The organism is Vibrio sp. 10N.286.51.E5, assembly GCF_041469125.1.
GTDB lineage: Bacteria > Pseudomonadota > Gammaproteobacteria > Enterobacterales > Vibrionaceae > Vibrio > Vibrio crassostreae_C.
The window spans coordinates 166,828-192,910 of record NZ_JBFRJZ010000026.1 but is presented as its reverse complement, the minus strand read 5'-3'; the positions used below and the strand labels follow the sequence as shown (position 1 = coordinate 192,910).

Sequence of the window (26,083 nt, the reverse complement as noted above, 5' to 3'; positions counted from 1 at the left end):
TATTAGAGTTGCTAATGTGGTGATGAGTTAGCTTAAAAAGGAAGCAAATTGATGCGCGGATTGGATTATAAATGGATTGAAGCACTGGATGCTGTAGTAAAACAACGTAGCTTCGAAAGGGCTGCTGAGCAGTTATATATCTCCCAGTCGGCGGTATCTCAACGCATCAAACAGCTGGAAAAGTGGTTGGCTCAGCCAGCCTTGGTGAGAGAAAGCCCGCCTAGGCCAACGCCTGCGGGTAAAAAACTACTGGGCTTATATCGCCGTGTTCGTTTGTTAGAGCACGAGCTTGTGCCTGAGTTGATGAATGAAGAGGGTAATCAACCACTATCGATATCCATAGCCACCAACGCTGATAGTTTGGCGACATGGTTGCTACCAGCTTTGTCGGATGTGATTAAGTCTCGCCAAGTCGAGTTGAACCTCGTGATTCATGGTGAGTCGAGAACCATTGAAAAGATTAAAAGTGGCGAGGTGGCCGGTGCAATCAGTTTGGAGTCTCAAGCGATTCCTGGCTGCAGTGCTGACTATCTCGGTAGGATGGATTATGTGTGCGTGGCTAGCCCTGACTTTCATCAGCGTTACTTTGCAGAGGGCGTAAACTACGCCACCTTAAGCAAAGCACCTGCGGTTTCCTATGATCAATACGATGATCTGCATAAGAAGTTTCTGCATGATCATTTTAACGTCCCGAGAGACAGTGTGATCAATCATACAGTCGGCAGTTCAGAAGCATTTGTGCGCTTGGCATTATCGGGTGTAGCCTATTGCTTGATCCCCCGATTACAGATTATCGATGAGCTCGAGTCTGGTGCTCTGATTGATATTACCCCTGGCTTTCTGCTCTCTTATCGCATCTATTGGCACCATTGGCAGCTTGAGAGCGGAGTATTAAAAGAGGTATCCCAAGCAATATTGAGTTTTGCTCACAATCACTTACCTCAGTAAACTGTTGGTTTTTTCAGCGTCAAAGTTCTGTTAGAAGTGTGTGCTCTGGATTGGCTAAACGATAAATTGCTCTATGATGAAAGGACATTTGTTTAGCATAGGTCATACCTAATGAAGCTTGTACCAAAGATGTTAGCAACGTCTCTTACTCTTACTGCGGCGTTGAGTGCTGTGAGTTTTCCATCATTGGCTGACTCTCCATCCTTTCCTCATATTTCAACGACAGGCTATGGTGAAGTGATCGCTACACCTGATATGGCGACATTCTCTGTGAGAGTCGTGGAATCGACGATGACTGCTGAACAGGCTAAAAATACCGTTGATAAAGTCGTGACAGGCTTTCTAAACAAGCTACATCAAGCTGGTGTTGATGAGGCGAGTGTACACAGCTCTAACCTGTATTTATCTCCTCAATATCATTACCCGAAAGATGGCAAACCGGAACTGGTTGGCTACCGCGCCTCACGTAATGTGACCGTTCAAGTGACTGAGCTAGCTAATCTTAATGAGTACATGGATATTGCGATTGGAGAAGGCATTAATCAGATCGACAACATCCAACTGCAAGTTCGCGACCAAGCTAAGTATCAAGAGCAAGCGCGCTTAGAAGCCATTAAAGATGCGACATCAAAAGCTAAATCATTGGCGAGTGGTTTTGAGCGCGAGTTAGGTGATGTATGGCGCGTGGATTACAACGCCCAATCTTCTCAGCCAGTACTCATGCGTTCAATGGCGATGGATGCAAGAACAGAATCGAACTCTTATGAAGACTCAACGATCACCATTCGTGATCGCGTGAATGTGATCTACCAGATCGAAGAGTAATGACAGTGCTATAGAAGGTTTTGGATCATGACGGCCTAATTACCTACGATAGGCCAAATGCTAAAAAGGCTCTCATGATGAGAGCCTTTTTTATGCATTTTGAGTGCGATGATTAGTGAAGAAGACGAGCACGGATTGTGCCTTCGATCTCTTTCAGTTTAAGCAGTGCTTCTTCAGAGCGATCGGCTTCTACATCGATAACGACATAACCCATATCAGCCGCAGTCTGTAGGTATTGACCCGCGATGTTGATCCCTTCCTCAGCGAAGATGGTGTTGATCTGAGTTAGGATGCCTGGGCGGTTTTCGTGAATGTGTAATAAACGAGACGTTCCAGTATGCAGTGGTAGTGATACCTCAGGGAAGTTAACACTTGATAGCGTAGAGCCGTTATCAGAGTATTTCGCTAGCTTACCAGCAACTTCAACACCAATGTTCTCTTGTGCTTCTTGAGTTGAACCACCCACGTGAGGCGTTAGGATCACGTTATCGAACTGCATTAATGGAGACTCAAACGGGTCTGCATTGGTTTTTGGTTCTGTTGGGAAAACATCAATAGCCGCACCTGCAAGGTGTCCAGACTCCAGAGCGCCACACAGAGCAGGAATATCGACTACCGTGCCACGAGCTGCGTTGATAAAGATAGAACCAGGCTTCATGCGCTCGAACTCTTCTTTACCCATCATGTCTTTTGTTTCGTTGGTTTCAGGTACATGCAAAGAGATTACGTCACACTTGTTCAGTAATTCCGTCATGGTATGAACTTGCGTTGCGTTACCCAGAGACAGTTTGTTTTCAATGTCGTAGAAGTAAACACGCATGCCAAGGTTTTCAGCAATAATACCCAGTTGAGTACCGATGTGACCGTAGCCAATAATACCTAAACGCTTACCACGGGCTTCGTAAGAGTTGTCGGCACTCTTTTTCCAGATGCCACGGTGTGCAAGCGCGTTCTTTTCTGGAATGCCACGTAGTAGCAATAGAACCTGACCAAGAACGAGCTCAGCAACGCTTCGAGTGTTTGAGAACGGTGCGTTGAACACAGGGATACCGCGTTTTGCTGCTGCTTGAAGGTTGACTTGGTTAGTACCAATACAGAAACAACCGACGGCAACCAGCTTTTCAGCTGCATCAATAACTTCTTGGGAGATATTAGTGCGAGAACGAATACCAATGAAATGAGCATCTTTTACTGCTTCAAGAAGTTCATCTTCCGGTAGTGAGCCTTTGTGGTACTCAATGTTTGTGTAACCAGCGGCTTGCAGTACTTCTACAGAAGAAGGGTGAAGACCTTCTAGAAGTAGAATTTTAATTTTTTCTTTTTCCAGTGAAACTTTGGCCATTGTTCTCGTCCTTAAAATGGAAAGGTTGGGCAAATGCGGCGCACGTGCTACAAAATGGCTGAAAGGGGAACAAATTCACCACTTTGTTAGGAGACAAACGTTTTCCCTGTGCGTCTTCTGAACAATAAAGTAACAAAAAAAAAATGTTTTGGGTAAGAAAATTACGGAATAAGACATAATTTTACAGCAATAAAGCAAAAAAAACGGCGCCCTAGGGCACCGTATGTAATGAAGTAACAGAAAAACTCAATCTTCTATTATTTATTCTTCGATTTTTGCACCTTCAGGCGTGCCGGTGATAACCACATCAGCACCACGGTGAGCGAACAGACCAACCGTCACCACACCAGCTATACCATTGATGATATCTTCTAGTTGTTTCGGGTTTTCGATCGCCATGCCGTACACATCTAGGATCACGTTGCCGTTATCGGTTGTGCAGCCTTCGCGGTAAACTGGGTCACCACCAAGCTTAACCAACTCACGTGCCACGTATGAACGTGCCATTGGGATTACTTCAACAGGCAGTGGGAATTTACCCAACACATCAACTGCTTTAGTACCGTCAACAATACACACAAACTTATCAGAGATAGCCGCTACGATTTTTTCACGAGTCAAAGCAGCGCCGCCGCCTTTGATCATATCGCGAGTTGGGTTGATTTCATCTGCGCCATCAACATAGATGTCTAGCTTAGCGACATCGTTACACTCATACACTTTGATCTCTAGCTCTTCTAGTCGCTGCGTTGAAGCAACAGAGCTTGAAACCGCACCTTTGATTTTGTCTTTCATTGTGCCTAGTGCGTCGATGAAGTGATTTACTGTAGAGCCAGTACCTACACCTACAATGCTGCCTTCTTCAACATATTGAAGTGCTGCCCAGCCAGCTGCTTTTTTCATTTCATCTTGAGTCATGCCATTCTCCTGAATAAGGTCTTGCGCTTTGAATTGATCGTTTGCGTAATGATGAAGTTAACGTTTAGATATTGAGTTAACGTTTCTATATCGAGGTTAACGTTTGCGGCGCGATTATAGCGCTTTAATGGTTGTTTTCCCATTGCCAAGTTTTACTCGGAGTCACGATTTTAGGTAACGGAATGTCCCATTCTTCAATCGGTAGCGTATCAACATGTTGGCAATCATGAGCCAAACCAATAGGAGCTGCACCTTCGCCCGTCTCGAACCACTTTGCCAAGGTGCGATCGTAATATCCGCCGCCCATACCTAAACGATGGCCATGGGAGTCAAAGCCGACAAGGGGCGTAAGAATAAGGTCGAGTTGCTGACAAGGTTTAACCAGCATTTGATTGAGCTGAGGTTCGACAATACCGTACTTATTCAAGACCGTCGGTGTGGTTGGCGAGTAGTGTAAAAACAGCAGGTGCCCGGCAGAGAAGGGGTGCAATACTGGTAAATAAGTTTGCTTACCTTGCGCCCATAACCATTCGATTAAAGGCTGAGTATCGAGTTCGCCATCGATAGAGATATAGAGGGCAATATGCTGAGCAGACTGAATTTCATCAAGCTGCATGCACTGCTTAACTAAGTCGATACCGGATTGAGTTTGTTGGTCGCCAGATAAGGCATTGCGTTTGATACGGATCTGTTTGCGAAATTCGCTGCGTGTGAGCGTCTTCATAAGAAGGGATACCCCAAAGTGCCGTTGAGAATAGATGGCCCTTGAACCAGCGAGTTCAAGGCGGATCAGCAATGATTACCGTAGGCTTCTCGGTCGGGCCGAGCATGCTCAATAGCACTCAAGTACTAACCCTTAGGGATTGCTTATCGGCTCGGGGACGTGAATCCTCTGACAAACACTCCAGGGTAAATTTTGTGTACGCTATTGCTGTCCGTGCTTAACTTTACTGAGGACATCTGAAAGTGATGTCGTGAGCTGTTCCATTCGCTCGGTCAGTGCGTTTTGTTCATCATTTGCTTCAAACTTCTTGGTTTGTAATTCGTAGCAAATATTCAGAGCTGCGATAGTCAGCAGCTTCACTTCATTGGTTACCTTAGTACGTTCAGCCATCTCTTTCAATCGATTATCAAGATCGGCCGCCGCTGCAATCAATGACTCTTCTTGCCCTGGTGGACAATTCACTCGAGTCAGTTTTCCTAATATTTCAACGTCTACCGCTTGATTACTCATGATGGATGAACTCTTTAACGCGCTATTTTAAGGCTGTTGCCCTTCGCCATTTTTTGAGAAAGAAAAAGTGCAAGTACCGATGAGGAAGCAATCTCCTCTGAGGGAGAAACTATAGGTAAACCGCTATTAAGATTCAAGCTTTTCAGAGTGACTGTTTGTAAATGAGAGCTTGAGCACACAGTAATTCAGCAAATTGAACAATTGGTAGTCAGTCATCCTTCAATTGCTGGGGATCGATGCTTACCAGAATTGGGGTGAAGTGGTACGATTATACTATCGATATAAAGAATAACTGAGCGAGCTATCTGATGAGCGAAACTACTTTACCTGACTACCTAACGGTTGCGACTGAACTTCAATCGGCAAGTCTAGCCGTAACCCCTGCTGAGATGCACGGTTTATTAACGGGTATGTTAAGCGGAGGCTTAAGCCTTGCAGATAAAAGCTGGCAACCACTGATCTTCGATTACACCAATGAAGGCATGGGTTGGCCAGATCGCGCATTAACGCTAGCGGAAGCGACACTGAAAGTAACGACCAGTGAAATCACAGGTTCGGGTATGGAATTGTCTATGTTGCTGCCTGACGAAGACGCAAGCGCAAGCCTATTTGACTTGGCTGATGGTGTGTCTGATTGGATTAACCATTTCATTACTGGTCTAGGCTTGGTTGGCGCTCAATTGAACAAAGCGTCTGACAGTACAAAAGAAGCATTAGCTGATCTAGAAGAGATGGCTAAGCTAGGCATTGACGAAGAAGATGATCTGGAAGAGCAAGCGCAGCTTCTAGAGCACGTTATTGAGCACGTAAAAGCGTGTGCACTAACGATTCATGCTGAATTTGGTGCTCGCCCATCTGAAGATGCGGCGCCTACCATTCATTAATTCGTTGGCCGGTTTGAGGTTATGATGGCTCAGTATGATGTTGTAATTGCTGGTGGCGCAATGGCAGGGGCAACCTTAGCCCTTGCTTTGAATCACCTAAGCCAAGGTTCACTGTCGATTGCGGTAGTGGAGCCTTATCAGGTTGATCATCAAGCTCACCCTGGGTTTGATTCTCGTTCGATTGCTTTGTCCTATGGCACGGTGCAGATCCTGGATTCTTTGCGCTTATGGCAATCTATCGCTCCGGTCGCGACCCCGATTAAAGATATCCATGTTTCGGATCGCGGGCATGCCGGAATGACAGACATCTACAGTGAAGAGCTTGCTGTAGATGCGCTTGGCTACGTGGTCGAGTTAGCAGATGTGGGTCGAATCTATCAGCAGAAACTTGAATCAGAAGCGGCAATTACCATGCTTTGTCCTGAGTCTGTTAGTAAAGTTGAACGTGAAGAAGCGTTGACGACGATTAAACTGACAAGTGGGCAAACAGTAACCACTAAGTTACTGGTTGCTGCTGACGGTGCAATCTCAACCTGTTGCCAACAGCTCAATATCTCATTGAGTGAGCATGACTTTGAGCAAGTCGCTGTGATTGCCAATATTGTGGCGAGTGAACCTCACCAAGGTCGCGCATTTGAGCGTTTTACCCATCATGGGCCAGTTGCTCTATTACCGATGAGTGACAACCGTTTATCGCTGGTTTGGTGTTTAACACCAGAGCAAGCACAAAAAGTGATGACGCTAAACGACAATGAATTTCTTGAGCAATTGCAGAATGACTTTGGCTGGCGACTTGGCCGATTAGAGAAGGTCGGCAAGCGCGCGAGTTACCCTCTGATTCTTCGTCACCGACAGCAAAATATCTCTCATCGATTTGCCATTGTTGGTAATGCTGCTCAAACGCTTCACCCAATTGCGGGGCAAGGCTTTAACCTAGGCATCCGAGATGTGGCTTCCTTGGCAGAAGAGTTGTGTACCCAGTTAGATGATGTAGGTCGTTACCGTGGTCTTGTTAACTTTAGAAAGCGTAGAGAACAAGACCGAGACGCAACGATCACGTTGACTTCAAGCCTAGTTCACCTGTTCTCAAACGATTATATGACCGCTCGCATTGGGCGTAATCTTGGGTTAGCCGTAATAGATAACCTTCCACCACTTAAAGGTCCACTTTTGCGTCATACGCTTGGCCTAGTAGAAAGATAAGGTAATAAATAATGATGCAAAGTGTTGATATCGCGATTGTTGGTGGTGGCATGGTTGGCCTAGCGCTTGCTGCTGCCCTAAAAGACAGTGACCTAAGAATCGCTGTCATTGAAGGCAGAGCGCCTAGTGAAGGGCTGAGTGAGCTGCCTGATGTGCGTGTATCCGCGTTGAGTCGTTCTAGTGAAGTGATTCTTCGTAACCTAGGTGCATGGCAAGGTATCGAACAAAGACGCGCTGCACCGTATCAAGCGATGGAAGTGTGGGAACAAGACAGTTTCGCTCGTATTGAGTTTGACTCGACACGCTTGGCTCAGCCTAATCTTGGTCATATCGTTGAAAACCGTGTGATTCAATTAGCGCTGCTTGATCAGGTTAAGAAACAAGACAACGTCAGCCTGTATATGCCCGCAACGTGTAAAACGATGGCGATTGGTGAAAGTGAAGCTTGGTTAACATTGGACAATGGTCAAGCACTGACAGCTAAGTTAGTTGTTGGAGCAGACGGCGCAAACTCTTGGGTTCGTAAGCAGCAAGATATCCCATTAACACATTGGGATTACGGACACAGTGCGATTGTCGCGAACATCAAAACCACAGAGCCGCACCACAGCGTTGCTCGTCAAATCTTCACGCCTCAAGGCCCATTGGCATTCCTACCAATGCAACCAAGCAACATGAGCTCGATTGTTTGGTCTACGGAACCAAATCGTGCCGAGAAGCTGGTATCCATGTCGGATGCTGATTTTAATAAGCAGCTAACGGCAGAGTTCGATTCAAAGCTTGGACTGTGCGAAGTGGTTGGTGACCGTTTTGCCTTCCCACTGCGTATGCGTTATGCGCGTGACTTTGCGGTAGAGCGTGTGGCTTTGGTTGGTGATGCTGCTCATACCATTCACCCATTAGCAGGGCAGGGTGTGAACCTTGGCTTATTAGACGCAGCAAGCTTAGCGCAAGAGCTGTTAAAGCTATGGTCTGCGGGTGAGGATATTGGCACCAAGCGTAATCTTCGCGGCTACGAGCGCTGGAGAAAAGCAGAGGCGGCGAAAATGATTGCTTCAATGCAGGGCTTTAAAGATCTGTTTGAAGGCGATAACCCAGCTAAGAAGCTGATTCGTGGTATTGGTATGAAGCTAGCGGGCCAATTACCGGGTGCGAAAGATGAGATCATGAAGCGCGCACTGGGTTTGTCTGGCAATCTTCCTGACTTAGCTAAGCGTCCAGTGACTCATCGATAATGACATAGTGTTCTGGTGGTTTATCGAATCATCATTGATACGAAAATTGGTACGAAAAAAGGGTTGGCATAATGCCAACCCTTTTTGTTTTTAATTCTGTAGATAATCAGGTCATGCGTACGCGCAGCGCAGTTTCATGATTTCACTATTTATTTCTTTCACTGTTTGAAAGTGACGTTTTTCTGCTCGGTCTGGTAGCACTAGCTTACCGTTATCAAACTCAAATTTTCCTACGCCGTAAATGTAGATTCGTCCTTTGAAAAGTCGACTTACATGTTTAGCAATCATACTCGGTGTATAGCGCTTAAACAGTCTCATTCTTAATTATCCTTATATTTACCTAGCCTGCATATTATAGAAAAACTCCGAGATAATAATTGTGATAAGCATGGAGTTATATGCAGTAGCGTTGACGTTAATTAGATATTTGTGCTGTTCTAAGCACTTTCTTCAGTAAATATCTATTTTTACGTGAGCTCCTCCCCAAAATAATACTGAGTAGTGAACTGCCGTGAACTTTTCTGTTCAGTATTAAGCAGTGATAATGTTACAAGTATAAGAATAGGCGGGATTTTTTTGTTTGTGTAATCAAATTGTAAATTTCGGACAAAAAAAAGCCCGTCTAAAACGGGCGAATAGTCACAGATGCATTACACAAAAGTGGATACTGATGTTACTCAGTGGATTCACTTGCACTGATTTGCTTAATAGCTAGTCAGTAAATTTACAATAACGCAAATTTAACTTTGTGACTACTTATGCTTTTATTTTGAGTAACTATTTATTAATGGTGTGTTCTTCTTATGACGAGGTTCACACTAAAAATGTACTCAATGAAATATTAAAATGAAGTTTGCGAAGCATGATCTAAACGATCATCGACTGATGTCCGCGACGGTCGGTGCACATAGCGCCATAAGATCATTGAGATCCAGCGCAACGCCAGCCATTCGGTCGCCGGAGCTAATGGTTACGGTCGAGTTGTTTTGAATGGAAGGATCAAAAATGATCGGCATGTGTCTCTTGAGAGCGAGCGGACCAACACAACCCACTTTAAAACCGGTGATCGCTTCAACATCAGCGAGCGACACGCAGGTCATTCGACGGCAATTCAGTACCGAGCGTACTTTCTTGGGGTCGACAGAGCGATCGCCAGCAGTACAGGCTAACGCATACTGGTTGCCCATATCCTTGAGCAGGATGCACTTCACCATTTGAGAGGCGTCGATGCCTCGCTCTTGTGCAGTTTCTTCAATGCTGGTGGTTGGCTTGCTTTGCATCAGCAGGCGATAATTCACCTGCTGTTGATCCAGCCATTGTGTAATCTGCGTTTCCACGTGGTTACTCGTCGTCAAGGCTGTACGGCAGTGGCAGGATATTCCATGTTTGATCAGGCTGCGCGGTCAGTCGCAGCTGAACATCGTCATCAAGGTTGTTTGGCAGTACCATCAAACCAATCGCTCGGTTATCAGCAAATTGATAGACGTTTAATAGTCGGCCTGCGCCACGCCAGTTCTCACCCACACTACGTTCCAGTTCAATAGGGTTTTCTAACGACAGCACGTCCGCAGTTGTGCCCGACACAATGCGCATCTCACGCTTGTTCATGCCACGGTACTTAGCACGAGCAACCGTTTCTTGACCTGTGTAACAGCCTTTTGAAAAGCTGATACCGCCAATCGCTTGCAGGTTAAGCGCTTGAGGGATGTGCTCGTTTTGCTCTGCTTTCGATAGGTTAGGCTGAGCATCAAGAATTTCATGATATTGCCAAAGTGTTTCTGATACTTTCTCCGCAGCACTGTTTGATACCAAGGCTTCAGCGGCTTCTTCTGTCACAAGTAGAGCCCAGCGGTTATCTGCAACTTGAACCGCTGTACCACCAGAGATAGCACGCACATTACCTTGGCTTTCTGAAATAGAATCAATGTATTGATTAGCTGACGAACCCATCACACCGATAACAACGTCAGACGTTTGCTCGATATCGACCTTAGAGAACACCGCGTACTTCTTGATTTCAACGAGCTCGACTTCAATCGCTGATTTAGGTTGCATGAGTGCGTAGCCACCGTTGTGGTGGAACAAACGAAAGATACTCCATACCTTTCCTTTTGCATCACAGTGCGCGCCTAATGTGGATTCATCATTAGGAAGAGTGACGACATCGCACGTTACTTGACCCTGTAGGTACGACTTTTTGTCATCGCCTATCATGGTAATTGCACTCCAGTCTGATACGTGTGTCATCATCAGTTCTGGAAGCGATTCATTTTGCGTATGAGCGAGTGGCTGAAATATGTTTTTCCAATCCATTTTATCTTTCCTAAGAATTTTATTTGGCTCTATGTTAATCCGGTTCTGTTTCTTTGTCAGCCTAGGTTTTTTTGTGAGCTTAGATAGGGACTGTGACTCACATAGTAGTTGCAAGGCGTATGACTTGTTACACTCCGAGAAAGAAAAATTATAGGTGAGGATAGCCAATGTACACTGCAGAGCAGAAAGCACGAATTAAATGGGGTTGCCGTCGCGGCATGTTAGAACTTGATGTAGTCATCATGCCATTTTTCGAAGAGTGTTTTGATTCATTGCAAGAGCAGGAACAGCGCGAGTTTGTTTCTCTATTAGAGTGTGATGATCCAGATTTGTTTACTTGGGTAATGGGCCACGGACGCAGTGAAAACCTAGGCCATGCATCAATGGTTGATAAAATTGTCGCACACAACCTCAGCAAGGTTCGTTAAGCTTCAGCTTAACCCTTCGTATTCCGCATTATTTGCAAAAGGCACTATTTTGGGGTGCCTTTTGTTTTTCATCGTCCTGTCTTCTATTCCACTTGCCGCCAGCCTTTATTGCTTAGCTTTAATGATCCGCTTGTTCAGAAACAATCATGTGATTCTAAATAGTGTCTATGGGCGTTTTGATTACAGAGAGGATGGTGATATTCGACTCAATGACCGAACTTACCGACTCAAGTCCGTTGATAAGATCTGGGCGCAGTTCTTCGTTAAATTGCAGTTTGAATGTGGGCACTCGGTACTGCTTTGGCGGGACAGCTGTTGCGAGCGAGAATATCGCCATTTTCTGGCGAACTTACAACGAGCGCGCTAGAGAAGCCAAACTATTCGATGAAAGAAAGTATTAGATAAAAGAAAGCGTTAGACAAAAGAAAAGGGAGCACTCGGCTCCCTTTCGTTTAATCATTTTCCGCTGACGGCTAATTCGCTAAGCACGTTTAACCAATTATTATGATTGGCGTTTCTCTGGCGTCAGAATCGTTGGGCCACTGTCTTCTGCAAGTTCAGGGTAATCCAACGTGTAGTGGAGGCCGCGGCTCTCTTTACGTTGCATTGCACAACGAACCATTAGCTCTGCCACTTGTAGCAAGTTACGCAGTTCTAATAGGTTATTCGAAACCTTGAAGTAGCTGTAGTACTCATGAGTTTCTTGTTGCAGCATCTGAATGCGACGCAATGCTCGCTCTAGTCGTTTATCCGTTCGAACAATGCCCATGTAATCCCACATGAATAGGCGCAGTTCGTGCCAGTTGTGTTGAATGATAACTTCTTCATCACTGTTGGTGACCTGGCTTTCATCCCATGCTGGCAGTTCAGCGCACAGTTGAGATTGGTCGATGTTCTCAACGATATCTTTTGCTGCTGCCCATGCGTAAACCACACACTCAAGCAGTGAGTTAGAAGCCATTCGGTTTGCACCGTGTAAGCCGGTGTAGCTCACTTCGCCAATCGCATACAAGTTCGTTAGGTCGGTTTGACCCTGCTTATTCACCATGACACCACCACACGTGTAGTGAGCGGCTGGTACGATAGGGATCGGCTCTTTGGTCATGTCGATGCCCAAGTCCATCAAGCGAGTATGGATCATCGGGAAGTGCGCTGTGATGAATTCTTCAGGCTTGTGGCTGATATCAACATACATACAGTCGGCACCTAAGCGCTTCATTTCGAAGTCAATTGCACGAGCAACCACATCACGTGGCGCCAGTTCACCGCGCTCATCGAAGTCCTTCATAAAGCGAGAACCATCTGGACGACGCAAGTAAGCACCTTCACCACGCAGTGCTTCCGTTAGTAGGAAGTTACGCGCTTCTGGGTGGAATAAACAAGTTGGGTGGAACTGGTTGAACTCAAGGTTTGCCACACGACAACCCGCACGCCAAGCGATAGCAATACCATCACCTGAAGAAACATCTGGGTTAGAGGTGTATTGGTAAACCTTTGAAGCGCCGCCTGTTGCTAATACAACAAACTTAGCGCGCACGGTTTCAACATGTTCTTGGTTACGGTTCCAAATGTAGGCACCGATCACCTTGTCTTTTGAACCACCAATCTTATCTTCCGTGATCAAATCCAGCGCATTGTGGCGCTCGAAGATCTCGATATTTGGGTGGTTGTTGACGTTATCTTGTAGTGAGGTTTGCATCGCCATGCCAGTTGCATCGGCAGCGTGCAGAATTCTGCGGTGACTGTGGCCACCCTCACGAGTGAGGTGATATTTTGGTTGGCCTTCTGTGCTGTTCTCATCTTTATCAAATGGAACACCACCATCAATCAGCCATTGCACACACTCTTTCGCATTTTCAGCAATGAATTGAACTGTATCTTCTTCGCATAACCCAGCCCCAGCGATTTGAGTATCCTCTACATGAGACTCAATACTGTCCGACTCATCGAACACCGCGGCGATACCACCTTGTGCGTAATACGTCGATCCTTCGCTGCGTGGTCCTTTGCTTAATACAATTACTTTTGCATGTTCTGCTACGCGTAAGGCTAATGACAAGCCTGCCGCACCACTTCCTACCACTAATACATCACACTGATGTTCACGGTTTGCGTTCATAAAACTTATTAAATCCCGGGCTATAGTCGAGTTGTCCACTCTCAATTGACTTTGTCTTGTTTTAGGAGTTTGGCTAAGACTGTTATAATCTCTCCAGAGTCATCCTTAAACGCTATGCAAAATCAATATATAGACAGCTATCTAGAAATATTTAATTGCTCAATACCATTGCTTTTGCTCAAGTTTCCCCAAATTGATAGGGATAGCTATTTTTATTACATCACATTGTGAAACAATAATGGCAAATAATTTTAAGAAAGTTGGAACTTTCGGTATTTGGCTTAGTCACAATAGTGCTCTTGTAGACGGTGGTGTCAATACTACATTTCGCATAATTAGTCCCCATATCTGTGAAGGTGAGGGTTATAACAATAGGAGTACCCGCTCGAATGAACGAGCAGCTAACCGATCAAGTGTTGATTGAGCGAGTTCAGAGTGGAGATAAGCAGGCATTTAACTTACTAGTGGTTAAGTATCAAAACAAAGTTTGTAATCTTATCTCTCGATACGTGAATAATTCCGGTGATGTACCTGATGTAGCACAAGAAGCTTTTATTAAAGCTTACCGCGCGATACCTAACTTTCGTGGCGAGAGTGCCTTCTATACATGGTTATACCGAATTGCCGTGAACACTGCTAAAAATCATATCGTTGCCCAAAGCCGTAGGCCGCCAGCAACCGATGTAGATGCAGAAGATGCAGAATATTACGAAACAGGCAGCGCGTTAAAAGAAATATCGAACCCTGAGAACTTAACGCTGTCAAACGAATTGAAACAAGTTGTTTTTGGAGCGATTGAAGCGCTACCAGAAGACTTAAAAACTGCAATGACGTTGCGTGAGCTCGAAGGTTTGAGCTACGAAGAGATTGCAGAAGTAATGGATTGCCCTGTAGGAACCGTACGTTCGCGTATTTTCCGAGCTCGTGAAGCGGTGGAAAAGAAAATCAAACCTCTTTTGCAACGCTAGAACTTGTAATAATTATGGTGAAAATAATGGCTGATAAAGAAAAGCTTTCGGCACTCATGGATGGTGAAACGATCGATAAAGCTCTCATTGTAGATCTAGAATCTGATCAAGAAAGCATGGATACTTGGCAGAGTTACCATTTAATTGGTGATGTTATGCGTGGGGATTCGCCAGAAACTCCAGAGTGGAACATTGCTAATAGTGTAGCGGCAGCGCTTGAGAACGAGCCTGCACATGGTTCAATGTCGAACCTGCACCAAGTGAATGTTGAACCTACTGTTGCTCCAATTGAAGAGCAACCTAAACCTCAGCAAGCGAAGCGTCAGCTTCCGGCGTGGTTACAACAGTTTGGACAAGTTGCCGTGGCAGCGTGTGTTTCATTAGCCGTTGTATTAGGTGTTCAACAATATGGTGGTAGCGACCCTGCAGCACCAGAGCAGTTGCCTGTACTCCAGACGATTCCATTTGCCGGTTCTGCGGAACCAGTAAGTTTAACGCGTGACTCTGTTGAGAAACCAGCATCTGAAGCTAACTTGCAAGAGCAGCGCAAACGCGTTCATGCATTGTTAGAAGATTATGAGCTGCAGCTAAGATTAAACAGTGATGCATCGCCAATGCAAGATGCACATCTAGAATCGGACATTGAATGAAGAAAATCCTGGTCAGTGCACTGACACTGTTCAGCTTGATGTCTCCAACAGCCTTTGCAGAGGAAACCACTGCAAAGGCCTTGTTGCATCAAATGAACGAGGCCAGTCAGCATCTAAATTACGAACTCTCCTACATTTTGATAAAGAAGAGCAGTATTGAGCCTCTTGTTTATCGCCATGCGGTTAACGACGACCAACAACTTGCACACCTTGTTTATCTAAGCGGCCCTGTTCGTGAAGTCATTCGACGTGGCAACGAAGTTAGCTACATCGAGCCGGGTACAGAGCCATTTACGATTCAGTCAGGCAGCATGGTTGCGCCTGTTATTCCGATGATTAATCGAGATATCGAATCTCTGAATCAGTACTACGACTTTGTGAAAGTTGGTCGCTCTCGTGAAGCAGGTAGCACCACTCAAGTGCTGCGTGTCGTGCCGAAAGATGGCCTTCGCTACTCTTACGTGGTTTGGGTAGACGAAAAAACGAATCTTCCTTTGCGTGCCGACCTTTTGGATCGTGATGGCGAAGTGCTTGAACAGTACCGCACTATCTCTTACGTGGTGAACGATAAGATTGCTGAGGCTATGGGTGGCTTGAGCCAAGCTCAATTGCCGAAAGTTTTATCACTGCCGGAAGGCTTAGTGAGTGAAACTAACTGGCAAGCGTCGTGGATTCCTGAAGGGTTTAAATCAAAAGAGCTTAGCCGCTATCAAATGGCTGCGACCGATAAAATGGTTGAAAGTCAGCTTTTCAGTGATGGACTGTTTAACTTTTCGGTTTATATCGCGGAAAAAGATGAGCATTCATTGAAAGGGCAGCTGGTGCGTCAAGGGCGTAGAACCTTGCACAGCTTAGTGATTGGCGATAAAGAGATCTCTGTGGTTGGTGACATTCCGCCGGCAACTGCAAAACGTATTGCTCAGTCAGTTACATTTAATAAATCGGTACAAGCGCAATGATGACCGCGCTGGCGACCGTTAGCTCGGTTGAACAAAAAGGTAAGCAATACTTTGTTCAATTGAGCTGCGAACAACAAACCAGTTGTAGCAGCTGTTCTTCTCAAAAAAACTGCGGTACGGGTATTGTGACCAAGGCTGTTGGCAATAAATCTTTGTTTTGGCAGCTTAAAACCAAAAGCTTAGTCAAAGCTGGACAAATCGTAGAAATTGGCTTTCCAGAAAAAAGCCTACTTCAGTCGGCGGCGATTGTTTATCTCATCCCACTTTTCATGTTGATGATTGGTGCTGGTTTTGGGCAACTCTTGTTACAACCCTTACTCCAGGGGGGCGAGGGCATTGTTATCTTAAGTGCAGCACTGTTTACTGCTGGTGGGATTGCCTTAGCGAAGCGGTTAGCCAAACCCATGGAAGACAAATCCAAGCAAGAAGTCGTCTTGATTCGAATCCTAGGTGAGTCTCTCGTCTAATTTATGATGCTTCTTGCCCTTAAATTGGGTAGAATCTGCCAACTTGATTGAAATGCCGCCACCAATGCTGACTGTAGATTGGACGCGTCGCGGCTTTCTTATTATCCCTATTCAAAGAGTTTAGTCACACCAAGCCTATGAAGCACATTCGTAATTTTTCGATTATCGCCCACATCGACCACGGTAAGTCGACCCTTTCTGACCGCTTAATCCAAGTTTGTGGAGGATTAAGTGAACGTGAGATGGCAGCTCAAGTCCTCGATTCTATGGATATAGAACGCGAGCGTGGTATTACAATTAAAGCGCAGAGTGTGACTTTAGATTACAAAGCTAAAGATGGTGAAACTTACCAACTTAACTTTATCGACACTCCTGGACACGTAGACTTCTCTTACGAAGTATCTCGTTCTCTAGCGGCTTGTGAAGGCGCACTACTTGTAGTGGATGCTGGCCAAGGTGTTGAAGCACAAACTCTAGCAAACTGTTACACAGCAATCGAAATGGAACTGGAAGTAGTGCCAATCTTGAACAAGATTGACCTACCAGCTGCTGAACCAGAACGTGTTGCTGAAGAAATCGAAGAGATCGTTGGCATCGATGCGATGGAAGCGACTCGCTGTTCTGCGAAAACAGGTTTGGGTGTTGATGATGTTCTAGAAAACATCGTGACGGCAATCCCGCCACCGGAAGGTGATCCTGAAGCGCCTCTACAAGCGTTGATCATTGACTCTTGGTTCGATAACTACCTTGGCGTAGTTTCTTTGGTTCGTATCAAAAACGGTAAGCTGAAGAAGAACGATAAGATCAAAGTAATGTCGACAGACCAAGTATGGGGTGTTGACCGTCTAGGTATCTTCACGCCTAAGCAAATCGATACTACAGAGCTAAATACTGGCGAAGTAGGTTGGGTTGTTTGTGGTATTAAAGACATCCTAGGTGCACCGGTTGGTGATACGTTGACGCTTGCAAAAGGCGGCAGCACTGAACGTCTACCTGGTTTCCAAAAAGTGAAGCCTCAGGTATACGCTGGTCTATTCCCTGTATCATCTGATGACTACGAAAACTTCCGTGACGCGTTAGGCAAATTAAGCCTGAACGATGCATCACTGTTCTTTGAACCAGAAAGTTCAGCAGCACTTGGTTTTGGTTTCCGTTGTGGCTTCTTAGGAATGCTTCACATGGAGATCATCCAAGAGCGTCTAGAGCGTGAATACGACCTAGACCTAATCACAACTGCTCCAACAGTAGTGTATGAAGTTGTAAAAACAGATAAAACGGTTCTTTACGTTGATAGCCCGGCTAAACTGCCAGCGGTTAATGACCTAGAAGAAATTCGTGAGCCAATTGCACGCTGTAATATTCTGGTACCTTCGGATTACCTAGGTAACGTAATCACACTGTGTGTTGAGAAGCGTGGCGTACAAGTAGACATGGTCTACCACGGTAACCAAGTTGCTGTGACGTACGATCTTCCTATGGCAGAAGTAGTTCTAGACTTCTTCGACCGTCTGAAGTCAACGTCTCGCGGCTATGCATCATTGGATTACAACTTCCAACGTTACGAGCCATCAAACATGGTACGTGTAGACGTACTGCTGAATGGCGAAACAGTTGATGCACTAGCTATCATTACGCACAAAGATATTGCTCAGTCTCGTGGTCGTCTACTGGTAGAGAAGATGAAAGAATTCATCCCTCGTCAGATGTTCGATATCGCGATTCAAGCAGCGATTGGTAACCACATCATTGCTCGTTCTACAGTGAAACAACTGCGTAAGAACGTAATCGCAAAATGTTACGGTGGTGATATCAGTCGTAAGAAGAAACTTCTTAAGAAACAAAAAGAAGGTAAGAAGCGTATGAAGCAGATCGGTAACGTTGAACTGCCTCAAGAAGCTTTCCTTGCAATCCTTCATGTTGGCAAAGATTAACTTTATCCAGCATTAAACGAATAATTGAAAGTGAAAGAGTAGCTCGCTACTCTTTCACTTTCGTTATTTTTAAAGAAATGAAATTTAAGGGATATCAATGGCTAATACATTTTCGCTTATCTTAGTGATCGTAACTCTAGTGACCGGCATTGTATGGGCGTTGGAAAAGTTTGTGTGGGCGAAGAAGCGCCAGCAAAAGCTTGCTGACGTTGAAGCACAATCGAATGGCCTAGACGCTGAAACTAGCGCAAAAGTTACGGCTCAACCTTGGTGGGTTGAGAACAGTGTGTCCATTTTCCCGGTAATTGCATTTGTTTTGGTTCTGCGTTCATTTATTTATGAACCGTTTCAAATCCCTTCTGGCTCGATGATGCCAACGCTTTTGGTTGGTGACTTCATCTTGGTAGAGAAGTACGCGTACGGTCTAAAAGACCCAGTATGGCGCACTCAACTGGTAGAAACGGGCAAGCCAGAGCGTGGTGATTCAATCGTATTTAAGTACCCACCTCAGCCTAACATCGACTACATCAAGCGTGTTGTTGGTATGCCAGGTGACACCATTCGCTACAGCAGTCGTAAAGAGATCTGCATTCAGGCGAAGGGTACAAGTAGCTGTGAACCAGTGAAACTAAGTAATGTTGAAGAGAGCCAATTTATTCAAGATGGTGTGCCTCTGATTCAGCTGAACGAACAGCTTGGAGACGTAGAACACCAGATTTTAGTTAACCCATTGCGCCGCGATCGTGTGCAAGCATATCAGCCTCGCAATGGTGTTAACGAATGGGTCGTTCCAGAAGGCCAGTACTTTGTGATGGGTGATAACCGTGACAACAGTGCCGATAGCCGTTACTGGGGCTTTGTCCCTGAAGCAAACCTTGTTGGTAAGGCCGTTGCTATTTGGATCAGCTTCGAATTCGAACGCGGTTCAGACAGTGTACTTCCAACATGGATTCCTACTGGTGTGCGTTTTAATCGCATCGGTGGGATTCATTAATCGATCACATAACACATCGAGAGAGCATGAATTCTCCAATTGATAAACTAGAGAGAAAGATTGGCTATCAGTTTAATGATGCCGATCTTATCCACTTGGCGCTGACTCACCGCAGTGCCGCAGGTAAACATAACGAACGTCTTGAGTTTCTGGGCGATTCAATTTTAAGTTTTGTTATCGCTGATGATCTTTACCACCGTTTTCCTAAGGTAAACGAAGGTGATATGAGCCGCATGCGCGCAACATTAGTACGTGGTCATACATTGGCAGAACTAGGTCGTGAATTCGAACTAGGAGATTACTTAAAATTAGGTCCAGGTGAGTTGAAGAGTGGCGGTTTCCGTCGTGATTCTATTCTAGCGGATGCGGTTGAAGCGGTCATCGGCGCTGTCTATTTAGATAGTGATACCGAGACGGTTCGCGGCATTATTTTAAGCTGGTACCAATCTCGCCTAGATGCTATTCAGCCTGGAGTATCTCAAAAAGATCCGAAAACTCGCCTACAAGAGTTTTTGCAAGGTCGAAGAAATCCTCTACCTGTCTACACAGTGACTAATATTAAAGGTGAAGCACACAACCAAGAGTTTACGGTTGAGTGTGAAGTGGCAGGTGTGGATAAACCTGTTATCGGTAAAGGCACTAGCCGCCGCAAGGCAGAACAAGCGGCTGCTGAAACAGCATTAGAGCAACTAAGCAATGTCTGATAACAACCAAGATTTCGATATCGATGCATTCTTTTCATCTGATAGCAAAAAAACAGGCCTACCGGAAAACCAACACTGTGGCTTCATCGCTATTGTCGGTCGCCCAAATGTAGGTAAGTCGACGCTTCTGAACCATATTCTGGGTCAGAAGATTTCTATTACATCACGTAAACCACAGACGACACGTCACCGTATTATGGGCGTTGAAACTGAGGGTGATTACCAAGCGATCTTTGTTGATACTCCTGGACTTCATATTGAAGAAAAGCGTGCCATCAACCGCTTGATGAACCGTGCGGCGAACAGCTCATTGAGTGATGTAAACCTAGTATTCTTCCTTGTCGATGGTACTCACTGGACTGACGACGATGAGATGGTTCTGAACAAACTGAAGAAGACTGACTTCCCAGTTGTACTTTGCATCAACAAAGTAGATAACGTTCAAGACCGTACTAACGTGATGCAGCACATGATGGAAGTCTCTAAGAAGATGGACTTCATTGATGTAGTGCCAATCTCAGCGAAGCAAGGTAAAAATATTGATGTACTGCGTAAGCACGTACGTGAACATTTACCTAAAGCGACACACCACTTCCCTGAAGAATACGTGACTGATCGCTCGCAACGTTTTATGGCCTCTGAAATTATCCGTGAAAAGCTGATGCGCTTTACGGGTGACGAGCTACCTTACTCGGTAACGGTTGAAATCGAACGTTTCGATTACAACCCAGATAACGATGGCTTCCACATCAATGCACTGATTCTTGTTGAGCGTACAGGCCAGAAGAAAATGGTGATTGGTAAAGCGGGCGAGAAGATCAAAACGATTGGTCGTGAAGCGCGTATCGATATGGAAGAGCTATTCGGCCGTAAGGTTTACCTAGAGACTTGGGTCAAGGTTAAATCTGGCTGGGCTGATGATGAGCGTGCACTTCGCTCGTTAGGCTACATCGACGATCTATAATATATTGAACGTCACTTTCTGAGATTAAGAAAGTTGAACTGAAGATAAATCCAAGAGAGAGTGCGAACTCTCTCTTTTTGTATCTGTAATAAGGGTAAGTGATTGAGCGAAGGGTTACAGCGATGCTTTGTGTTGCACCGTCGACCATACAGTGAGTCGAGCCTGATCTTGGACGTCTTCAGCGAAGAGTTCGGTCGGGTGACGTTGATGTCTAAAGGCGCTCGCAGCAAGCGTTCCAATTTGAAAGGTGCATTACAACCTTTTACGCCGCTATTGCTTAAGTGGTCTGGTAATGGTTCGATGAAAACCTTACGCCAAGCTGAACCCATCAGCTTGGGGCTCCCTCTCGCCGGTATTAATCTGTATTCAGGCATGTACGTGAACGAGCTTATCGGTCGGGTATTGATGGCGGAAGTACCGATGCCTGCACTTTTTCACGACTATCTTCATGCTTTAACAGAGCTGGCGCATAATGATAATCCTGAGCCAGCACTGCGTCGCTTTGAGCTGGCTCTATTATCTGCTATGGGTTACGGCGTCGACTTTTTACACTGCGCGGGCACTGGCGAAGCGATTGATCCGAGCATGACTTATCGCTATCGAGAGCAGAAAGGTTTCATCGCTTCAGTACGTCGAGATAACCTGACTTTTATGGGCGATGAACTTATTGCAATCAGCGAACGTAGGTTTATCACTAAAGAGCAGTTAAAAGCGGCAAAACGCTTTACACGCATAGCCTTAAAGCCGTATCTTGGCGGCAAACCATTAAAAAGTAGAGAGCTATTTATGCCAACAATAGCCCTCTCCAGAGCACGGAGTATTGGAAAATGAGCTCAATCCTTTTAGGCGTTAATATCGACCATATTGCAACACTACGTAATGCACGTGGTACTAAATACCCAGATCCAGTACACGCAGCTGAAATCGCTGAACGTGCTGGTGCAGATGGCATTACTATTCACCTGCGTGAAGACCGTCGTCACATCGTTGATCGCGATGTGCGTATTCTGGCTGAAACACTTCAAACTCGCATGAACTTGGAGATGGCCGTAACGGACGAGATGGTTCAAATTGCACTCGATACTAATCCTGAGTTTGTTTGTCTGGTTCCTGAAAAACGTGAAGAGCTAACCACTGAAGGTGGCTTGGACGTAGTTGGTCAACTAGAGAAGATCAAAGCGGCGACACAAAAACTGTCTGCAGCAGGTATCAAGGTATCTCTGTTTATCGATGCTGACCGTGAGCAAATCGATGCTGCAAAAGCGTGTGGCGCACCGTTCATTGAACTGCACACGGGTCACTATGCTGATGCTAAGACAGAAGAAGATCAACAAGACGAGCTTAAGAAGATCGCAGCAGGCGCAAGCTATGCAGATGACTTAGGTATCACAGTCAATGCGGGTCATGGTCTGACTTACCACAACGTAGCACCGATTGCGGCACTTCCAGAGATCTACGAGCTGAACATCGGTCACTCGATCATGGGACGTGCAGTGTTTGATGGCTTAAACAAAGCCGTTGCAGACATGAAAGCAATCATGGAAACAGCACGTAACAACGCTTAGTTCGGCAAGTCGTCGGCACTAAGCGATGTACAGTTAATCATTAGACAGAAGTTAAGTAGTAGAGGAAACATGGCAGTTGTTGGATTAGGTACAGATATCGCAGAAATCGAACGTGTCGAGAAGGCGCTGTCGCGAAGTGGCGACGCTTTTGCTCAGCGTATTTTGACGGATTCTGAGTTTGAAGTATTCCAACAGTTGAAGCAAAAAGGCCGTTACCTTGCAAAACGTTTTGCTGCTAAAGAAGCTGCATCTAAGGCGTTAGGTACGGGGATTGCGCTGGGTGTTACCTTCCACGACTTTGAGATTTCAAACGATGAGCATGGTAAGCCAGTATTGAGCTTACACAAGAAAGCGCGTGAAATCGCAGAGGCGAATGGCACAACATCGATTCATCTGACTATCTCGGATGAGCGTCACTACGCTGTGGCAACGGTGTTACTCGAATCGTAAACAGATTATCGCGACTTTATATCTAGTGCTCTTGGCTCTAGACAGAAAAAAGCAGAGCTCATGAGCTCTGCTTTTTTATTGGCGGGTAAACCCTCTAAAGAATACTAGTGAGTAACAAGTACCCGCTAGGCCTTGGCCTGTTTCAAGTAGTGAATCGCGGTTGCTTGAACCTTATCTAATTCATCCTGAAGCTCGAAAAGCTCAGGTTCAATGTCTTCAACAGAAGTACCTGAACGCAGCTCTTTCTCTATTGTCGCACATACCGATTTTAGCCTTGGTACGCCGCTGTACGAGCTGCTGCCATGCATCTTGTGAATGATGTGTATCAGCTCTTCAACTGGATAGTCACTGTCTTCTATCGCTTTGTCTGCTGCCTCATACACCTCTGGAATAAAGTCGACGAGCATTTGCAGCATATCGCGTGCGAGGTCTTCTTTATTGGCGGCTTGTTTCATCGCAGCTTGCCAATCAATGATGATGTTTGTGTGCACGCTGGCTTCAGTTTCTGACACCGGACCGTTGTCGACTTCAGCAGAGACCGCTGGGTGGTCTGGATCTATTTTTTCGATGTGCTCAACCTCAGAGGTCGAGCTCCAATGAATCAGAACCTGCTGTAAAACATGCTCTTCAATAGGTTTGGTTAGGTAGTCATCCATGCCCGCTTCAAGCAGTCGATCTCGTTCGCCAATCATTGCATGTGCGGTCACGGCGATTACAGGTGTATTCGCATTGTTCGCCAGTTTTTTGATGTTCTGACAAGCGGTTACACCGTCCATCTGTGGCATTTGAATATCCATGAAGATGATATCAAATGGCGTCTCTGTCGCTTTGTCTATCGCCTGCTGACCACTGGTACAACTGATGACGGTTTCTACACGCTCTTTAAGCAGCGCGGTAATCAACTTAAGGTTGGCTGGGTTGTCGTCTACTGCCATCACAGTAAGCGGTAACTTCTCTTCAGAATGCGTTTCAATCGCTGGTGCAATCAAGGTAGGTGCCTGATTCGATACCAGAGTTTGCAGCAACTTCTTACGAGAAAGAGGCTTGGTGATGCACTGAACATCGACCTCTTTCATTAGTTGCTCACCCAACGCTAGCTCGGTACTTGGTGTACCAATAATCACGTTTTGAGCAATCTTCTTCGCACCGATCGCCCAACCACTCACAGTATCAAATTGATACTCTTGGTTGGCGGCTAGGTTAAGCAGAACGTAGTCATACGAGGTCGTCTCATCTGGCATCACCGAACGATACGTTACCACTAAGCCTTCTTGGGTTAGGATTTGCTGAGTAATCGATGCCGCTTGCATGTTTGGCTCGATAAGCAGCAGTTGTTTGTCTTGCAGACACTGCGTCTCAATCAGCTCTGTCATCGGCATATCAGTCGTTGATAGTCTCAAGGTGAACCAGAAGGTAGAGCCTTGGTGAAGACGACTGGTTAGGCTGATCTCTCCGCCCATTTGGCTGACCAGTTTTTGGGTGATAACCAGACCTAAGCCTGTACCGCCGTAACGACGAGAGATACTTGCATCGGCTTGGCTGAAAGCTTGGAAAAGCTGAGCTTGTTGACGCTCAGAAATACCAATACCCGTATCGCGAACCATGAATTGCAGCTCGATGTTGTCTTCACTTTGTGAGCGAAGCTCAACGCTGATATCAATGTTGCCGCGTTCGGTAAACTTGATTGAGTTACCAACAAGGTTGGTTAGGATCTGCTGAATACGCAGTGGATCGCCCACCACACCTGGCGGTACTTTAGGGTCGATCTTCAGTGTCAGTTCTAGGCCTTTCTCATGAGCGTTGGTTGCTTGAAGGTTTACTACCTCTTCAAGGCTGGCTTGGAATTCAAATGGGATGTTCTCTAGGGCTAATTTACCGGCTTCAAGTTTCGAGAAGTCCAAGATATCGTTGATGATGCTAAGCAGGTTGTTTGCCGAGCGTTCAATGGTTTGTAGGTAATCGGTTTGACTGTTCGATAGGTGAGTCTTGAGCATTTGACGAGTAAAGCCAATCACACCGTTCAGCGGCGTTCTCAATTCGTGAGACATATTCGCTAAGAACTCAGACTTAACACGAGCCGCTTCTTGAGCGCGTTTCTTCGCGATGTCTAACTCAACGTTTTGAATCTCTAGCTGTTCAAGAGTTTCACGCAAATCTGATGTGGCCTGGTCGATACTGTGCTGCATCTCGACGTGATACTCTGATAGCGATACCGCCATCGCATTGATACCGTTTTTCAGCGAGTCTAGCTCACCATGCATCTTACCTTCGATACGCACATCTAGGTGACCTCGACGAATTCGGTCGACCATGTTTTTCATGTGTGTGATCGGTTGAGTGACATCGTGCATTAAGCGGAACGCAAACACGCCCGATAAACCAAGCCCGAGAATCAACACTAAGAATGCAGAGAACACTTCTTGATATTGCTGCAATCGAAGTGATGAAAGATCTAATTCAATCGCAATGTAGCCGATCGCTTGATTAGCTTGAGACTGACCGTTGGCTGAATTGATGTACTGGCCTTCGGCGATGATAGGTGTCCGCAGAATCAGCGTATTATCGAGAAGGTTCGATGAGCTTAAATGCGGGATCGGTTTATCTTTGGGGTAGGTCAGGCTTTCAAAATCGGGGTGGAAGTTTGAGGTTACAAACAACTCATGACGCTCATCAAACACCGCGATACTGCGCACTAGCTTAGAATTCTTTCGATGCGCATAGCTAATAAGCTGACGAACAGACTCTCGACTTTCGAGCTTCATGCCTGATTCACTCGTAATCGCAAGTGGCTCAATGATGCTAGTACCAGTGTTAACCACTTGACCTTCAAGGTCTTGATAGCGGTTAAATGAGAAAAATGCACTCAATAGCAACCCAATAATCAGGGTTGGAGCTAGAGTTAAGGTAATTACACGGGCTCTTAAGCCATATCTGGTCATGTTCTTTAATTACATCGAGGTCTGGATATGGGAAAATAACGCA

Annotated in this window: 27 protein-coding genes and 1 other RNA gene; 18 read left to right on the top strand and 10 right to left on the bottom strand. The window is 45.6% G+C overall.

Annotated elements, in window-relative coordinates; all coding sequences use genetic code 11:
* The first annotated feature begins 51 nt into the window (after positions 1–51).
* Positions 52–948 carry a LysR family transcriptional regulator ArgP gene (locus AB4161_RS10560; RefSeq protein WP_372083305.1) on the top strand — a complete coding sequence of 299 codons (897 nt, stop codon included), beginning with the start codon at positions 52–54 and terminating at the stop codon, positions 946–948.
* Between the two features lie 111 nt (positions 949–1,059).
* On the top strand, positions 1,060–1,773 hold the full coding sequence (locus AB4161_RS10555) for an oxidative stress defense protein (RefSeq protein WP_017059059.1): 714 nt from the start codon (positions 1,060–1,062) through the stop codon (positions 1,771–1,773).
* 112 nt (positions 1,774–1,885) lie between these two features.
* Here AB4161_RS10555 and serA read toward each other — a convergent pair whose 3' ends face one another.
* The 5 genes from serA to zapA all read right to left on the bottom strand — a co-directional run bounded on the left by serA (position 1,886) and on the right by zapA (position 5,267).
* The gene (serA, locus tag AB4161_RS10550) at positions 1,886–3,115 is read right to left on the bottom strand and encodes a phosphoglycerate dehydrogenase (RefSeq protein ID WP_017059058.1); all 1,230 of its coding nucleotides are present in this window, start codon (positions 3,113–3,115) and stop codon (positions 1,886–1,888) included.
* A 261-nt stretch (positions 3,116–3,376) separates the two neighbouring features.
* Positions 3,377–4,033, bottom strand: a complete 657-nt coding sequence (rpiA, locus tag AB4161_RS10545; RefSeq protein WP_017059057.1) for a ribose-5-phosphate isomerase RpiA — start codon at positions 4,031–4,033, stop codon at positions 3,377–3,379.
* 124 nt (positions 4,034–4,157) lie between these two features.
* Positions 4,158–4,757, bottom strand: a complete 600-nt coding sequence (locus tag AB4161_RS10540) for a 5-formyltetrahydrofolate cyclo-ligase (protein WP_017059056.1) — start codon at positions 4,755–4,757, stop codon at positions 4,158–4,160.
* A gap of 6 nt (positions 4,758–4,763) precedes the next feature.
* Positions 4,764–4,947: non-coding RNA, 6S RNA (gene ssrS, locus AB4161_RS10535), on the bottom strand.
* Positions 4,948–4,958: 11 nt separating this feature from the next.
* Positions 4,959–5,267 carry a cell division protein ZapA gene (gene zapA / locus AB4161_RS10530; protein ID WP_004735366.1) on the bottom strand — a complete coding sequence of 103 codons (309 nt, stop codon included), beginning with the start codon at positions 5,265–5,267 and terminating at the stop codon, positions 4,959–4,961.
* 308 nt (positions 5,268–5,575) lie between these two features.
* Here zapA and AB4161_RS10525 point away from each other — a divergent pair, with 308 nt between their 5' ends.
* From AB4161_RS10525 to AB4161_RS10515, 3 genes are read left to right on the top strand one after another with little or no spacing between them, the layout of a single operon-like run.
* Positions 5,576–6,151 carry a YecA family protein gene (locus AB4161_RS10525; RefSeq protein WP_017059055.1) on the top strand — a complete coding sequence of 192 codons (576 nt, stop codon included), beginning with the start codon at positions 5,576–5,578 and terminating at the stop codon, positions 6,149–6,151.
* A gap of 24 nt (positions 6,152–6,175) precedes the next feature.
* Entirely contained in the window at positions 6,176–7,354 is a 1,179-nt protein-coding gene (gene ubiH, locus AB4161_RS10520) for a 2-octaprenyl-6-methoxyphenyl hydroxylase (protein WP_372083308.1), read from the top strand.
* 11 nt (positions 7,355–7,365) lie between these two features.
* Positions 7,366–8,589: an FAD-dependent 2-octaprenylphenol hydroxylase gene (locus AB4161_RS10515; protein ID WP_048605817.1), complete on the top strand. Its 1,224-nt coding sequence runs from the start codon at positions 7,366–7,368 to the stop codon at positions 8,587–8,589.
* A 111-nt stretch (positions 8,590–8,700) separates the two neighbouring features.
* Here the strand turns inward: AB4161_RS10515 and AB4161_RS10510 are convergent, their stop codons facing one another.
* The 3 genes from AB4161_RS10510 to ygfZ all read right to left on the bottom strand — a co-directional run bounded on the left by AB4161_RS10510 (position 8,701) and on the right by ygfZ (position 10,902).
* Positions 8,701–8,907: a DUF1107 domain-containing protein gene (locus AB4161_RS10510; RefSeq protein ID WP_009847660.1), complete on the bottom strand. Its 207-nt coding sequence runs from the start codon at positions 8,905–8,907 to the stop codon at positions 8,701–8,703.
* Between the two features lie 557 nt (positions 8,908–9,464).
* On the bottom strand, positions 9,465–9,926 hold the full coding sequence (locus tag AB4161_RS10505) for an aminoacyl-tRNA deacylase (RefSeq protein WP_029235114.1): 462 nt from the start codon (positions 9,924–9,926) through the stop codon (positions 9,465–9,467).
* Positions 9,927–9,930: 4 nt separating this feature from the next.
* Positions 9,931–10,902, bottom strand: coding sequence for a tRNA-modifying protein YgfZ (ygfZ, locus tag AB4161_RS10500; RefSeq protein WP_102398276.1), 972 nt, complete (start codon positions 10,900–10,902; stop codon positions 9,931–9,933).
* Between the two features lie 167 nt (positions 10,903–11,069).
* Here ygfZ and AB4161_RS10495 point away from each other — a divergent pair, with 167 nt between their 5' ends.
* On the top strand, positions 11,070–11,330 hold the full coding sequence (locus tag AB4161_RS10495) for a succinate dehydrogenase assembly factor 2 (protein ID WP_004735374.1): 261 nt from the start codon (positions 11,070–11,072) through the stop codon (positions 11,328–11,330).
* Positions 11,278–11,697, top strand: a complete 420-nt coding sequence (locus AB4161_RS10490) for a protein YgfX (RefSeq protein ID WP_372083303.1) — start codon at positions 11,278–11,280, stop codon at positions 11,695–11,697. Before AB4161_RS10495 ends, AB4161_RS10490 begins: the two co-directional genes overlap by 53 nt.
* Positions 11,698–11,832: 135 nt before the next feature.
* Here the strand turns inward: AB4161_RS10490 and nadB are convergent, their stop codons facing one another.
* A complete protein-coding gene (gene nadB, locus AB4161_RS10485; RefSeq protein WP_017059049.1) occupies positions 11,833–13,449 on the bottom strand; it encodes an L-aspartate oxidase in 1,617 nt (538 codons plus the stop codon).
* A gap of 389 nt (positions 13,450–13,838) precedes the next feature.
* Here nadB and rpoE point away from each other — a divergent pair, with 389 nt between their 5' ends.
* The 11 genes from rpoE (at position 13,839) to acpS (ending at position 23,101) form a co-directional block, all read left to right on the top strand.
* Positions 13,839–14,417, top strand: coding sequence for an RNA polymerase sigma factor RpoE (gene rpoE / locus AB4161_RS10480; RefSeq protein ID WP_004735377.1), 579 nt, complete (start codon positions 13,839–13,841; stop codon positions 14,415–14,417).
* 26 nt (positions 14,418–14,443) lie between these two features.
* Entirely contained in the window at positions 14,444–15,067 is a 624-nt protein-coding gene (locus AB4161_RS10475; RefSeq protein WP_017063205.1) for a sigma-E factor negative regulatory protein, read from the top strand.
* Positions 15,064–16,026, top strand: coding sequence for a sigma-E factor regulatory protein RseB (gene rseB, locus AB4161_RS10470; RefSeq protein WP_017059047.1), 963 nt, complete (start codon positions 15,064–15,066; stop codon positions 16,024–16,026). Before AB4161_RS10475 ends, rseB begins: the two co-directional genes overlap by 4 nt.
* The gene (locus tag AB4161_RS10465) at positions 16,023–16,493 is read left to right on the top strand and encodes a SoxR reducing system RseC family protein (RefSeq protein ID WP_017059046.1); all 471 of its coding nucleotides are present in this window, start codon (positions 16,023–16,025) and stop codon (positions 16,491–16,493) included. Before rseB ends, AB4161_RS10465 begins: the two co-directional genes overlap by 4 nt.
* Before the next feature lie 137 nt (positions 16,494–16,630).
* A complete protein-coding gene (gene lepA, locus AB4161_RS10460) occupies positions 16,631–18,424 on the top strand; it encodes a translation elongation factor 4 (RefSeq protein WP_017059045.1) in 1,794 nt (597 codons plus the stop codon).
* A gap of 97 nt (positions 18,425–18,521) precedes the next feature.
* On the top strand, positions 18,522–19,418 hold the full coding sequence (lepB, locus tag AB4161_RS10455; protein ID WP_017068697.1) for a signal peptidase I: 897 nt from the start codon (positions 18,522–18,524) through the stop codon (positions 19,416–19,418).
* A 26-nt stretch (positions 19,419–19,444) separates the two neighbouring features.
* Positions 19,445–20,122: a ribonuclease III gene (gene rnc / locus AB4161_RS10450; protein WP_017066012.1), complete on the top strand. Its 678-nt coding sequence runs from the start codon at positions 19,445–19,447 to the stop codon at positions 20,120–20,122.
* Positions 20,115–21,086 (top strand): GTPase Era, encoded by a 972-nt coding sequence (gene era / locus AB4161_RS10445; RefSeq protein WP_017059042.1) that lies wholly within the window; start codon positions 20,115–20,117, stop codon positions 21,084–21,086. The genes rnc and era overlap by 8 nt, the downstream gene beginning before the upstream one ends.
* Before the next feature lie 102 nt (positions 21,087–21,188).
* A complete protein-coding gene (gene recO, locus AB4161_RS10440; protein WP_019826299.1) occupies positions 21,189–21,917 on the top strand; it encodes a DNA repair protein RecO in 729 nt (242 codons plus the stop codon).
* Positions 21,914–22,651, top strand: a complete 738-nt coding sequence (gene pdxJ / locus AB4161_RS10435; protein WP_017059040.1) for a pyridoxine 5'-phosphate synthase — start codon at positions 21,914–21,916, stop codon at positions 22,649–22,651. The genes recO and pdxJ overlap by 4 nt, the downstream gene beginning before the upstream one ends.
* Before the next feature lie 69 nt (positions 22,652–22,720).
* Positions 22,721–23,101 (top strand): holo-ACP synthase, encoded by a 381-nt coding sequence (gene acpS / locus AB4161_RS10430; protein WP_017059039.1) that lies wholly within the window; start codon positions 22,721–22,723, stop codon positions 23,099–23,101.
* Between the two features lie 125 nt (positions 23,102–23,226).
* On the opposite strand, the gene barA is transcribed toward acpS, so the two are convergent.
* The gene (gene barA / locus AB4161_RS10425; RefSeq protein ID WP_372074332.1) at positions 23,227–26,040 is read right to left on the bottom strand and encodes a two-component sensor histidine kinase BarA; all 2,814 of its coding nucleotides are present in this window, start codon (positions 26,038–26,040) and stop codon (positions 23,227–23,229) included.
* Between the last annotated feature and the right edge of the window lie 43 nt (positions 26,041–26,083).

Coding starts and splice junctions, on each gene's coding strand:
- AB4161_RS10560 (WP_372083305.1), top strand. CDS start 52: ATGCGCGGATTGGATTATAAATGGATTGAAGCACTGGATGCTGTAGTA.
- AB4161_RS10555 (WP_017059059.1), top strand. CDS start 1,060: ATGAAGCTTGTACCAAAGATGTTAGCAACGTCTCTTACTCTTACTGCG.
- serA (WP_017059058.1), bottom strand. CDS start 3,115: ATGGCCAAAGTTTCACTGGAAAAAGAAAAAATTAAAATTCTACTTCTA.
- rpiA (WP_017059057.1), bottom strand. CDS start 4,033: ATGACTCAAGATGAAATGAAAAAAGCAGCTGGCTGGGCAGCACTTCAA.
- AB4161_RS10540 (WP_017059056.1), bottom strand. CDS start 4,757: ATGAAGACGCTCACACGCAGCGAATTTCGCAAACAGATCCGTATCAAA.
- zapA (WP_004735366.1), bottom strand. CDS start 5,267: ATGAGTAATCAAGCGGTAGACGTTGAAATATTAGGAAAACTGACTCGA.
- AB4161_RS10525 (WP_017059055.1), top strand. CDS start 5,576: ATGAGCGAAACTACTTTACCTGACTACCTAACGGTTGCGACTGAACTT.
- ubiH (WP_372083308.1), top strand. CDS start 6,176: ATGGCTCAGTATGATGTTGTAATTGCTGGTGGCGCAATGGCAGGGGCA.
- AB4161_RS10515 (WP_048605817.1), top strand. CDS start 7,366: ATGATGCAAAGTGTTGATATCGCGATTGTTGGTGGTGGCATGGTTGGC.
- AB4161_RS10510 (WP_009847660.1), bottom strand. CDS start 8,907: ATGAGACTGTTTAAGCGCTATACACCGAGTATGATTGCTAAACATGTA.
- ygfZ (WP_102398276.1), bottom strand. CDS start 10,902: ATGGATTGGAAAAACATATTTCAGCCACTCGCTCATACGCAAAATGAA.
- AB4161_RS10495 (WP_004735374.1), top strand. CDS start 11,070: ATGTACACTGCAGAGCAGAAAGCACGAATTAAATGGGGTTGCCGTCGC.
- AB4161_RS10490 (WP_372083303.1), top strand. CDS start 11,278: ATGCATCAATGGTTGATAAAATTGTCGCACACAACCTCAGCAAGGTTC.
- nadB (WP_017059049.1), bottom strand. CDS start 13,449: ATGAACGCAAACCGTGAACATCAGTGTGATGTATTAGTGGTAGGAAGT.
- rpoE (WP_004735377.1), top strand. CDS start 13,839: ATGAACGAGCAGCTAACCGATCAAGTGTTGATTGAGCGAGTTCAGAGT.
- AB4161_RS10475 (WP_017063205.1), top strand. CDS start 14,444: ATGGCTGATAAAGAAAAGCTTTCGGCACTCATGGATGGTGAAACGATC.
- rseB (WP_017059047.1), top strand. CDS start 15,064: ATGAAGAAAATCCTGGTCAGTGCACTGACACTGTTCAGCTTGATGTCT.
- AB4161_RS10465 (WP_017059046.1), top strand. CDS start 16,023: ATGATGACCGCGCTGGCGACCGTTAGCTCGGTTGAACAAAAAGGTAAG.
- lepA (WP_017059045.1), top strand. CDS start 16,631: ATGAAGCACATTCGTAATTTTTCGATTATCGCCCACATCGACCACGGT.
- lepB (WP_017068697.1), top strand. CDS start 18,522: ATGGCTAATACATTTTCGCTTATCTTAGTGATCGTAACTCTAGTGACC.
- rnc (WP_017066012.1), top strand. CDS start 19,445: ATGAATTCTCCAATTGATAAACTAGAGAGAAAGATTGGCTATCAGTTT.
- era (WP_017059042.1), top strand. CDS start 20,115: ATGTCTGATAACAACCAAGATTTCGATATCGATGCATTCTTTTCATCT.
- pdxJ (WP_017059040.1), top strand. CDS start 21,914: ATGAGCTCAATCCTTTTAGGCGTTAATATCGACCATATTGCAACACTA.
- acpS (WP_017059039.1), top strand. CDS start 22,721: ATGGCAGTTGTTGGATTAGGTACAGATATCGCAGAAATCGAACGTGTC.
- barA (WP_372074332.1), bottom strand. CDS start 26,040: ATGACCAGATATGGCTTAAGAGCCCGTGTAATTACCTTAACTCTAGCT.